This is a genomic window from Actinomadura sp. (genome assembly GCF_044508335.1).
Taxonomy (GTDB): domain Bacteria; phylum Actinomycetota; class Actinomycetes; order Streptosporangiales; family Streptosporangiaceae; genus Spirillospora.
In genome coordinates this window covers 3,780-14,753 of sequence record NZ_JBIQHY010000021.1, presented here as the reverse complement: position 1 = coordinate 14,753, position 10,974 = coordinate 3,780, and the positions used below count along the sequence as shown (strand labels likewise).

The following is a 10,974-nucleotide window of genomic DNA, read 5'->3' as shown; positions in this document are numbered from 1 at the left end:
CCCGGAACCAGCGGCCGGCGAGCCCCGCCCGGACGGCGAGCCCCGCCCGGACGGCGAGCCCCGCCCGGACGGCCAGGCCCGCCCGGACGGCGGTCCGCACTCGGATGACGCGCCCCCGCAGCGCGCGTCCGACGAGGTGATGCGGCAGATCCACGACGACCCGCGGGTCCGGGAGATGCTGGACCGGGCCGGAGAGCCGCTCGGCGAGCAACTGGCCGCGCAGCTGCGCGACACGCTGCCGAACCACCCCGAGCTGGCCCGGATCATGGCGGGGCGGGAGCTGAACGACCTGGAGACGTCCCTCCGCGATTCGCTTCTCGCTCGGCCGAAGACGCTGAACAGCGTCCTGAGCCACCCCGAGGCCGTCGGCATCCTCGAAGGGGCCGTGCACGACGTCAACGAGCGCGGCGCGGAGGCGATCCTCGGCGGGGACGGGGTGAAGGCGCAGCCGACGCCGCTCACCCCCGAGCAGGAGCGGATCAGCCGGGACCTGGCCGACGCCGTCGTGAACGAGCGGCAGCCCGGGGAGAGCCTCGAACCGCGGGTCGCACCCGACCAGCCGGACTTCGACCTGTCCAGGGTCGACCCGGACCTGGGACGCGACGACCCGTACCTCAACGAGTACCTGGACGGCCTGTACGACGCCAAGCACGAGTCCGAGGCGCTGCTGCACGCGCTCGTCCACGACCCGGAACTCACGGAGATGGGGGCGGACCCGAAGCTGCGTCCGGGCGACAAGGACCGGGTCCGCGCCCTCGACAAGATCATTGGCGACTACGGAGGGGACGCGAGCCGCCTGAACGACCTGCTCGGCGCACGGATCCAGTTCCGTTCCGTGGAGGGGCTCTACCAGGCGCTCGGCAGCATCCACCGGATCGCCGGCGAGCACGGCGTGCAGATCACGTCGGTTAAGGACCGGATGCAGAACCCGGTGCCGAGCGGCTACCGCGACGTCCAGCTGACGATCCGGATGCCGAACGGCCACATCGGCGAGCTGCGGCTGCACCTGCGCTCGATCGACGACGTCGCCTCCTACGAGCACTCCCTGTACGAGGTGCGCCGGGACCTGCCGAACGTCGCGGAATCCCAGAACCGCGACGTCACCCGTGAAGAGGCCGCGCTCGACGAGGCCATCAAGCAACGCGTGATCGGCCGTTTCCAGGAGGCCCTGGACGAGGCGCTCGCCGGCCCCGATCAGCGCCCCGGCACCGGCGGAACGACCGGCACGCCACCGCCGGACGACTCGCCCCCGGGCTCCGGCCCCGACCCGGACGACGGTCCGCCGCCGTCCGGCAATGGCCCGGCTCCGGGCACCGGCCCCGCCCCCGGCGGCGCGCCGCTTCCCGACAGCGCTCCGCCCAGCGGCGACGGCCCGACCCCCGGCAGCAGCCCGGCTCCGGGCAGCGATCCAGGTCCGAGCAGTGGCCCGGTGCCCGGCCACGGACCCGTCCCCGGCGACGCACCGGCATCCGGCAACGGACCAGCGCCAGGAAACGGGCCGTCCTCCGGTAGCGGGTCGGCGCCGGGCGACGGTCCTGCGCCGGGGGACGGGGCGGCGGCTCGGCTGGCGGGGGCAGCTCGGCCGGATGTGGCGGCCAAGTACGGCTGGTACTCCGAGCCCTCACCGGCGACGCCCGCGCACGGGCCGGGCACGACGCCCGCGCACGGGCCGGGCGCCGAGCACGGCGCCGGCGACGTCCAGCGGCACTCGGACGAGTCCCCGCACGACCGGGACGGCGACGGTACGGGCGACACCGAGTCAGGTACGGGCGACACCGGGTCCCCGGTGCCGGGCGATCTGCCGGAGCACCTGCACGACGTCTTCCGGGACAGCGAGAGCACCCCGGCCGGGCGGTCGTTCTTCGGTCCGGACGAGACCGCCATGCGCGACCTCGCCCGGCGCGTCGCGCCCGACCCCGACACGTTCGTGGTCGACGGGCACGGCGACGCGGACGGGCTGCGGGTGAACGGGAGGCGGCTGAGCGCCGACGACCTCGCCGCGCTCATCCGCAGCGACCCCGACTGGGACGGCCGCCGGGTCATGCTGCTGTCCTGCCGGACCGGCGAGGGCGACTTCGCCGCCCAGCTGGCGCAGCGGCTCGGCGTGCCGGTGGTGGCGCCGCGCGGCCTCGCCTGGTCCGACTCCGACGGCAACGTGTTCGCCTCGTCCGGCCGCACGGACGCGGACGGGCGGCAGCGTCCCACCTGGCCGCCGGACGGCGGCTGGGACGTGCACCGCCCCGACGGCACCGTCCTCGCCGGCGACGACGCCCGCCCGCCCGGCCACCCGCAGGGCGACGCGGGGCCGCGCGACCCGCACGGCGAGCCGCCGGACGCGGAGGCCCGCGGGCTGCGCGACTGGCTGCGGCCGGAGGGCCGGACGGACCCCGACGGGGTCCACCGGTTCGACACCGACCGGCAGGGCGAGCGGTACGGCGAGAACCGGCTCGGGCACGTCTTCCGCCACCTGCCCGAGCCGCTGCGGCGCGCCGCCTGGTGGTACACGCGGCAGTCGATGCCGAACCGGTTCCTGCGTCCCGGCGGCCCGGACCTCGGCGCCCACCTGAACCGGCTCGCGTGGTCGGAGTGGTCCGCCGTGCAGCTGCACCACCTGAACGGCGGGCGGATGCCGACCCGGCTGGAGGAGATCGTCCGGCTGCGGAGCCGCACCGACCTCGACCCGCACCAGCGGCAGCTCGTGGACCGGCTGCTGGCGCCGCCGCTGACGTCGGTGACGGCGCGCCTCGAACAGCTGCGCGCCGACCACCAGGAGCGGCACTGGCTGCGCCAGTACCTCGGCGAGGAGCCGACGGAGCAGGCGTTCTGGCGGCGCATCGCCGAGCTTGACCAGGCGCTGAACCAGCCGCTGCCGGAGCCCGTCCAGGCGGTGCGCGGCCTGTCCGACCTCAACTTCCTGCTCGGCCGGGACGGCCTGCCGCTGAACGGGCGCGACCCCGTCGCCAACCTGGTCGGCACGGTGCAGACCGAGGCCGCCCCGATGTCCACGTCGCTCGGACGCGACCCGGCCCAGGTGGACGGGCATTCGTTCGGCAACCGGGTCCGCCTGGTCCTGCCGCCCGGGAGCCGCGGGCTGTGGATGGGCTCCGCGAGCGCGTTCCCCGACCAGCGGGAGCTGATCCTGCCGCGCGGTACCCGCTACCAGATCACCAGCGTCGTGCACACCGGATACGAGAGGGTCGTGCTCCGCGACGGAACCTCGGTGCGCCGCCCGACCTACGATGTAGAGGCCGTGGTAATCCCGCCGGCTCCGCCTCCTCCGCCCAGGTCAGGGCCATGATGGGCGGACGTCGATGTGAAAGGTGCGCGCGAGATGAGTGACCTGCCTCCCCCGTGGGACCCGGGCGCTCCCCCTCCCGTGCCCGGGGCGCCGCCGCCGTTCCCGGACGCCGATCCGCTGCCGCCGCCGACCCCGTCGTACGCGCACTGGACGAGGGAGCCGGTGATCTACTACCGGGTGCGGCTGAACGGCCGGGTGATCGGCTGCCTGTGGGGGTCCGTCCGGCACCGGGCGGCCGGGTTCCTGCTCGCGCCCGACGTGTCGGAGACCGAGATGTTCGCCGCCGACTACTGGGAGGACCGGCTCGCCGAGGCGTACGCGGCGGACGTGCCCGCCGCCGAGGCGGTGCGGCGGCTGAAGGGCGCCGCCGAGGACCGGGTGGGCGGCGGCATCCCGGCGGACGAGGCCGAGCAGGAGGCCCCCAGCCTGCAGGCCCTCCACCAGGTGATCGCGCCCGGCTACCCGGTGCCCGCGGGGCCGTCCGTCCAGGACGGCAAGTTCGAGGACGGGACGCCGGCCGACCGGTCGCAAGGGTTCGGTCCGCTGTTCAGCGTCCTGCCGCCGACCTACCCGGAGCAGACGTCCGCGCCCGTCCGCTACCTGCCCGTCACCGTCCAGGGCGATGTGGTGGGGTATGTGTGGGCTTCGGTGGACGGCGCCGCCGCCGGCTACCTGAACCGGGAGGCGGCGGGCACGGCGGGCGAGGTCGCGGCCGGGTTGTGGAAACTGCGGTTGAGCGACGCCCACCGGGAGGGCGTGCCGTCGCTGGAGGCGCTGCGGCGGTGCGCGCTCGCGCCCGAGGACAGGCTGTCGGGCGTCATCGGCCGGGACGCGCGCGCGCAGGAACTTCCGGGCCTCGACGCGCTGCGCGAACTCGCGCGCCGGTAAGGGAGCGAAGTGGCTGAAGAGTATCCGCAGTACTACGCCTACGAGGGCAGGCCGGTCGTCTTCGAGGAGGCTCCCGACGGCGGCGTGTCCGTCTGGGCGCTCTCCTACCGGACCGGCGAGTTCGAGCGCGACAAGTCGTACCTGCGCAAGATCTGGTTCGGGACGACCGCCGACATCGAGACGCTGACCCGCGACGAGTTCGTCCAGCGGGTCGAGGAGGTCCGGGGGCGGAGGCTGCGCGGTGAGGGGCCCGCGTACGCGCTTTACGAGACCATCAACGGCATCGAGGACGCGGCCCGCGCCGTGCCCCGCCGCCTCACCCCGGAAGAGCGCGCCCTCGTCCACACGCTGCGCCTCCGCGCGCACGACCTGTTCGAGGCGGAGCTGCGCGAGCAGGGGCGCCAGGGGACGCCCGGGGAATCCTGAATGGCCCCTGAAGAGCTCCCGCCGGTCCCGCAGGACGAGCACGAACTCGTCGGGCTGCTCCATCCGGAGAGCGCCTGGACGTTCGCGTGGGCGCGCCGCGTATTGCGCGACTTCGCCGGCGAGCGGGTGTCGCGTTTCCTGGTGGGACGGCTCGAACCCGGCTGCTGGTCGGTGCTGCGCGGGGACGGGGAATGGCTGGCCGTCCGCGTCTCCGGCGAGGCGGCGGCAGAGACCGCGCCGGCGCACGTCGCGTCCTTCGAGTCGGCCCAGGACGCCGTCGCGTACGCGGCCGGCGGGCTGATCGTCGATGAGCGCGTGACGATCCACGGCGATCTGCTGCGGGAGCAGGGCGTCCTCGGCCACGTCTGGGACGAGTCGGAGGGACGGGTCGTCTGGAGGCTGCTGGACGAGGGAGAGCGCCTGGTGGCGGCCGCCCGCGATGAGGAGCGCCCCCGGTACGGGGAGTCCTGCGTCCCCCTGGACGATGTGCTCGCGCACCCCGGCGGCTACCACGTGATCGAGCGGACCCCCGGCCCGGACGGCGACCTCTTCCTCCGGGAGCACGATCTGTTCACCGCACATGTCCGGAGCCGCCTCCCCGGCGATTTCGGCGCGAGCACGGGGCAGGTGCTTCCGGAGAACACGCTTCTGGACAGTTACGCCGAGACCGACGAGCCCTACCTGTTCACGTTGGACACGCCGTTCGAGCGCCGCGGGCTCTACAGGTCGGGCAAGGACAGGGTGCGCAAATTCTTCGTCGTCCGGCGCCCCCTCACGGTGCATCCGGGTTTCCCGGTGCGGAACACCACCGTTCCCACGGGCCGCCGCCGCTCCGGAGGGCCGTCCGAGCAGGGGCAGGGCTATCTGCTCCCGCGTCCGATCGCGGAGCTGCTCGACGCCGGTGACATCGCCCGGATCACCGAGTCGGAGACCCTGCGCATCTACCGGGAACAACGCGGTCAGGGGCGCCGGGACGGCTGACGCCCATCCGGCGAGGAGGTGAGAGCAGTGCTGAGCATGGCCGAGCAGGACGCGCGCCTGGACGAGATAGCGTCGCTGCTGCTCCATCTCGCGCCCGGCGGCCTGATGTCGATGAAGTTCACCTATTGCGCGGTGGGCACGTCCTACGAGCAGGCCGTCATCCCCGCCGGATTCGAGAGAACCGAGTCGCTGATCCCGGACTCCGGGGTCCTCCCGCTGCTGCGCGACCTCCGATCGCAGATGTACGTCGAGGGCGACGGCACCTGGCTGGAGATGAACCTCACCGTTCACCTGCGGCCCGGCACGACCTCCCTCGCGGACGGCGGCGTACCCGCCTGGGAGGTCAGGTTCCACAGCGTGGACGAGATCGCGTTCATGGACCGGATCACCCCCGCCGCCGCGGCCGAAGAACTGCGGATGTTCCCGCAGGAACCGCACCGCGTCCCCGGCTGGATGGCGGACCTGGCGGCCGTCCAGGAGGCGGCGGACCGGTTCGACCCCGGCGCCTTCACGCCCCAGCGGGAGGCGGACCTGGCGGCGGCGCTGCCCGGCGGGCTCGGCGGGCTGTTCGAGAAGGCGCACGCCAGGCTGCGCGAATACCGGATCGCCGAGGCGGCCGACCAGTTCCTGATCGGCCGGCTCGCGGACGGGTGCTGGTCGATCGTCCATCTCCCGCCCGCCTGGCTGGCCGTCCGCATGGACGGCGGCGAACCCGTCGAGCGGCGGGCGTTCGCCGACCCCGCGGCCGCCGCGGCGTTCGCGGCCGGCGCCGTGCTCGCCGAGGCGGGCGCGGAGGTGAACTCGTCGGTCCTGGCAGGCGCGGGCGTCCTCAGCAGGACCAAGAGGCCGCGGGACGGAATCGACGCCTGGCGGCTCGATACCGCCGCCGGCAACGGCACCAGGCAGATCCGGCGTTCGATCGCCGCCGAACGGCCGCGCGGACCCGCCGCCCGGGGACGCCGCTACTTCGAACTGCTGCCCCTCGACAACAGGCCGGGCGGGTATTTCATCGTCCATCCGGGCCCGGCGCCCGCGAGAGGCGACTTCGTCAGCACCCACCAGATCTTCGAATGGCACGTCGGGAATTCGCTCCCCGAAGCGAGCCCGCCGCGACCGGCGCCGCAGGAGGAGACGGTGCTGCAACCCGGCATGGAACTCGACACCTACGACGGCGACAACACCGGAACCCTTTTCACCATCGGCACGCCGTTCGAACGGCGGCAACTGCACGGCTACCCCGAGGACACCCCGCTCCGCACCTACCGGGTGCTGCGGCCCCTCCGCGCGACGGTCCTCACCGGCCTGGACGCCCGCACCGTGTACCGCCCGGGCGAGCGGGGCCCGAAGAGGCTGCCCGACGAGCGCGGCCGGGCGTTCGACCTCGAACGCTCGATCAGGGACCACGTGGAGTCCGGCGACCTGACCGAGATCAGCGGCCCCGGCGGCGACCCCGTCCCGCCGCGGGACCACCGGGACGCGGGGGGCTAGCCGTGGCCAGGAGAGAACCCGTCCGGCTCGTCCCGCCGGACGTCCCGGCGCAGGAGCCGCGCCCCTACGACGAGGACCGCCACACGCGGCTCCTCGACCGGCTGAGGCAGGCCCTCGCCCGCATCGCGCCGAAGGACTGGAAACGCATCGACGTCAAGATCCTCATGCTGGCGGACGTGTGCGAAACCGATCTGGTAGTTGTGAAGAAGAACGACGCCCGGCCATTGGTGGAGCCCGTCCCCGAGATATTCGAGACGGCCGCGGAAATACGGTCCATCATGTACCGGCAGGACGAAGGGACCTGGTTCGGGATGCGGTTCATGATGGACCCGCCCGACGCATACTGGGTCGCCTACAACCGCACGTTCGACCCGCTGTGGGATCCGCCGCCGCCCGCCGGGGAATGGCGGCGCGACCTCGCCGTCTTCCCCCGCGCGGAGAACGCCGTCCCCGAATGGCTCCGGGCGCGGCTCGCGCCGCCCGCCGCGCGCCCGCCGGACCAATAGACTTGCGCGACGAGGAGAGGAGCAGCGACGCGATGACCCAGCCCCCCGCCGAGGTCCCGGTGCCGCCGCAGGAACCGCGGCCGTACGACCGGCAGCGCTACGAGGAGCTGACGCAGCGGCTCGGGCACGCCGTGCTGCAGACCGCGCCGGCGGGCTGGCGGCGCATCGACCTGCGCGTCCTCATGCTGGTCGGCGTCGCCGACGTCCGGCTCAGCGTGATCATGCCGGACGGGACGTCCCCCGCCGCCGACCCGCCCCGCGACTGCGCGCTCATCGCGGGCGAGCTGCGGTCGATGATGTACCGGCCGGACGAGGGCACCTGGTTCGGGATGCGGTTCATGATGGACCCGCCGAGCGCCTACTGGATCAGCTTCAACGCGGACTTCGACCCGATGTGGGATCCGCCCGTCCCGGCCGAGGCCTGGGCGCGGGACCTGGCCGTGTTCCCCCGCGCCGACGGGCACATCCCCGGCTGGCTGCGCGAGCGGCTCGGCCGGACCGCGGGCGCGCACGGCGGATGACCACCCGACCAGCTCCCAGGACGGACGAAAGAGGTAAGTCGTGAGCGAGAACGGGTCGCTGAACCCCGTCGAGCAGAACGACCTGCTCCAGCAGATCACCCTGCTGCTGACGCACGCCCTCCCCCCGGGGTGGGGGGAGTGCACGATCGTGCACCGCTCCCTCGGGTCGCACACCGAGACCCTCGGGCAGCTCCGCCTGGTCACCGGGCCCGGCCTGCCCAGCCCGTTCGACCCGCCCGCCGCGCTCGGCGAGCTGTTCGAGCGGCTGCGCGCCGGCATGTACGCCCCCGGCCTCGGCACCTGGTTCTCGGCCGTCTTCACGCTGACGTTCCCGTTCTCCTACGACGTCCGGTACGACCGCGAGGGCGAGCCGCGGTGGCAGACCCCTCCGCCGCCGGACGCGGCCGAGGCCGAGCGCCGCAGGTTCCCGCGCGACCCCGAGCACACCCCCGGCTGGCTCGGCGCCCCCCCGGCGGAGGGCATGCGCATCGCCAAGCCGTTCGACGGCACGGCCCCGGACGGGCGGCCCGAGGTGCGGCGGCCGGACGTCCCCGACGACGAACGGGACGCGATGGTCCGCTACCTGGAGAAGGCCCCGATCGTGCTCGCGGCGCGCAGCTACGACGCCGACGCCCTCGACCCCGGTCACGCGCGGAACGTCCCCCTGACCTACCACACCGACGGCACCTGGATCTGGCCCGGCGCCGTCGGCTACTACCTGCGCACCCACGGCGTCCCGCCGGAACCGGAGCTCGCCGCGCACATCCGGCGGCGCGGGTTCCAGATACCGGACGTCGCCGACCCCGTCCGCTCCGCCGCGGTCGCGACCATCACCGGCTCGGAGGCGTCATGAGCAACGTTCCGCCGCCGCCGGGCGGCTTCAGCGGCCCGCCGGCGCCCGCGTTCGAGCCGCCGGAGGGCTACGCCACCTGGACGCGCCACCCCGTCGTCCACCTGCCGGTGCTGCTGGACGGCCGGCACGTCGGCTACCTGTGGGCCGGGACGGACGACCGGTCCGCCGGTTTCATCCGGCGCAACGAGTTCCTGCGGGAGGCGTACTCCGCGCCGGTCGTCTGGTCGGAGCGGCTGCGCGAGTCCTACGCCGCCGGCCTGCCCGCCCGCGAGGCGATCCGCCGGTGGATCGGCCGCCCCGAGGACCCGCGCGGCGGCGGCGTCCCCGCCGGCGCCCGCGAGGAGACCGCCGACGACAAGCAGGACCTGCTGCGCCTCGCCAACCCCGACGCGGAACGCTCCCCCTGGGAGTCGGTCCCCCCCGGCGAGCTCCCGGACGGCACCCCGATGGACCGGTCGCAGGGCTGGGGGCCACTGCACTTCGAGCTGCCGCCCAGCTACGACGTCACCACCGACGGCCCCGTCCGGTACCTGCCGGTCGCCCAGGGCGACCTCGTCCTCGGCTACCTGTGGACGGGCGGCACCGCGGCCATGTTCCTGGCCCGCGCCGACGCGGGCGCCCCCGGCGGCGACGCCGCGGGCGCCTGGGTGCTGCGGCTCCGCGAGCTCTACGCGCAGAACGTCCCCGTATCGGACGTCCTCGACCGCTGCCGCAGCATGCCCGCCGACCCCGTCGCGGGCGCCGTCCCGGCCGACGCGACCGAGCAGGAGGCGCCGAGCCTCCAGCACCTCCGCGACCGCGCGAACGTCTACGAGCAGTCACTGCGGCTGGCGAACAACCCCGTCCCGGGCGACCCGGAGGTCATGAAGCGCGCCGCCCTGGACCCGGCCGAACGCGACGCGGTCCTGCGCTACCTGCGCGAGGCCCCGGTCGCCTACGACAGCGGCCGCCGCTTCAGGGACCTCTTCGACCCCGCGCGCCCGGAGACCGTCCCCGACACCTACCAGACGGACGGCACCTGGATCTGGCTGGGCGGAGTGGCCCACCACCTGGAGCACCACGGCATCCCCCCGGAGCCCGACCTCCTGCGCCACATCCGCGAGAACAACGCCCAGCTTCCGCCCGAAGACCCCACCGTCCGCGAACGCGCCAAGCAAACACTCCGCCTGCACCGAATCCTCGTCCCACCCCCCATGTAGGACGAAGCTCAACTCACCTTGCCCCGCGCAACCTCCTGTGCCGCCCTGCGCAGCCCCACCTGAACCACCACGTAGGCAGCAAACGCGCAGAGCGCCGCAAGAAAGAGCACCGCCCAGCCTCCGGCAGGACGCTGAACGGTGCGCACAGAAGCAACGCCACCCCGAGCACAAAGCGCATTCCCCGTACGAACCCGCTCCTGCCCAGGAAGCTCTTCACAAGGCACCTTGACGCCGGCCGGCGAAGGAGGACCAGTGATCCGGCTGAACGTTGGCCCTCCGGGACCCATGTGGGCCCTCTGGCTGGGGTGCCTGGTCCCGGTGACCGCCCTGGTGAGCCTGGTCGTGGGGGCGCTCGGCGTAATGCTCCTCACGTCGGAGGACATGATGCTGGGCGTTGTGGTCCTGCTGCCGATCGTGCTTCTTGACGCGCTCATCGGCCTGATGCTGGTCGAGCACTACCGCAGCGCCTTCTGGCTCGACGGCCGGGTCCTCGTCCGGCGGAGCGTCCTGGGCAGGCAAAGGTACGACCTCACCGCCGCCTACGTCAGCGCGGACAGCGCGCGACCGGTCTGGAGCAGCTGGCGCGGCGGCGTCCTGCCCCGCCTGACCGTGCAGGTGCCCGGACGTAAGCCGACCCGGCTCTGGCTGCGCGCCCCGGCCCGGGGCGGAGCCCTGCTCCCAGGTGTCAGCGACTCAGCAAACGCGAAGCGAGCCGGAGACAGCGCACGATACGGTTTCCACACGTCGGTCTGGAGGGCGTCATGTCCGCGAGGGTCATCGTCGCCGCGGTCGTCTTCCTGCCACTCCTCGTCGG

Annotated in this window: 10 protein-coding genes; all 10 read left to right on the top strand. The window is 73.8% G+C overall.

What is annotated here, in order from left to right:
- Positions 1 to 139 precede the first annotated feature (139 nt).
- The gene (locus ACIWVC_RS10795; protein ID WP_396454083.1) at positions 140 to 3,298 is read left to right on the top strand and encodes an ADP-ribosyltransferase; all 3,159 of its coding nucleotides are present in this window, start codon (positions 140 to 142) and stop codon (positions 3,296 to 3,298) included.
- Positions 3,299 to 3,331: 33 nt separating this feature from the next.
- Positions 3,332 to 4,186 carry a hypothetical protein gene (locus ACIWVC_RS10790; protein ID WP_396445975.1) on the top strand — a complete coding sequence of 285 codons (855 nt, stop codon included), beginning with the start codon at positions 3,332 to 3,334 and terminating at the stop codon, positions 4,184 to 4,186.
- A 9-nt stretch (positions 4,187 to 4,195) separates the two neighbouring features.
- On the top strand, positions 4,196 to 4,612 hold the full coding sequence (locus ACIWVC_RS10785; RefSeq protein ID WP_396445974.1) for a hypothetical protein: 417 nt from the start codon (positions 4,196 to 4,198) through the stop codon (positions 4,610 to 4,612).
- Positions 4,613 to 5,593 (top strand): hypothetical protein, encoded by a 981-nt coding sequence (locus ACIWVC_RS10780; protein ID WP_396445973.1) that lies wholly within the window; start codon positions 4,613 to 4,615, stop codon positions 5,591 to 5,593. It begins immediately after the preceding gene.
- 18 nt (positions 5,594 to 5,611) lie between these two features.
- On the top strand, positions 5,612 to 7,081 hold the full coding sequence (locus tag ACIWVC_RS10775) for a glycohydrolase toxin TNT-related protein (protein WP_396445972.1): 1,470 nt from the start codon (positions 5,612 to 5,614) through the stop codon (positions 7,079 to 7,081).
- Between the two features lie 2 nt (positions 7,082 to 7,083).
- Entirely contained in the window at positions 7,084 to 7,587 is a 504-nt protein-coding gene (locus tag ACIWVC_RS10770; RefSeq protein WP_396445971.1) for a hypothetical protein, read from the top strand.
- A gap of 32 nt (positions 7,588 to 7,619) precedes the next feature.
- Positions 7,620 to 8,108 carry a hypothetical protein gene (locus tag ACIWVC_RS10765; protein ID WP_396445970.1) on the top strand — a complete coding sequence of 163 codons (489 nt, stop codon included), beginning with the start codon at positions 7,620 to 7,622 and terminating at the stop codon, positions 8,106 to 8,108.
- Positions 8,109 to 8,148: 40 nt separating this feature from the next.
- Positions 8,149 to 8,961 carry a hypothetical protein gene (locus tag ACIWVC_RS10760; protein WP_396445969.1) on the top strand — a complete coding sequence of 271 codons (813 nt, stop codon included), beginning with the start codon at positions 8,149 to 8,151 and terminating at the stop codon, positions 8,959 to 8,961.
- Positions 8,958 to 10,160 (top strand): hypothetical protein, encoded by a 1,203-nt coding sequence (locus tag ACIWVC_RS10755; RefSeq protein WP_396445968.1) that lies wholly within the window; start codon positions 8,958 to 8,960, stop codon positions 10,158 to 10,160. The genes ACIWVC_RS10760 and ACIWVC_RS10755 overlap by 4 nt, the downstream gene beginning before the upstream one ends.
- Positions 10,161 to 10,478: 318 nt before the next feature.
- Positions 10,479 to 10,974 (top strand): hypothetical protein (locus tag ACIWVC_RS10750; protein WP_396454082.1); only part of this gene is annotated, 496 nt, incomplete at its 3' end.

What these genes read in the sequence shown, in the direction of transcription:
- ACIWVC_RS10795 (WP_396454083.1), top strand. Translation starts at nt 140, where the DNA reads ATGCGGCAGATCCACGACGACCCGCGGGTCCGGGAGATGCTGGACCGG.
- ACIWVC_RS10790 (WP_396445975.1), top strand. Translation starts at nt 3,332, where the DNA reads ATGAGTGACCTGCCTCCCCCGTGGGACCCGGGCGCTCCCCCTCCCGTG.
- ACIWVC_RS10780 (WP_396445973.1), top strand. Translation starts at nt 4,613, where the DNA reads ATGGCCCCTGAAGAGCTCCCGCCGGTCCCGCAGGACGAGCACGAACTC.
- ACIWVC_RS10765 (WP_396445970.1), top strand. Translation starts at nt 7,620, where the DNA reads ATGACCCAGCCCCCCGCCGAGGTCCCGGTGCCGCCGCAGGAACCGCGG.
- ACIWVC_RS10755 (WP_396445968.1), top strand. Translation starts at nt 8,958, where the DNA reads ATGAGCAACGTTCCGCCGCCGCCGGGCGGCTTCAGCGGCCCGCCGGCG.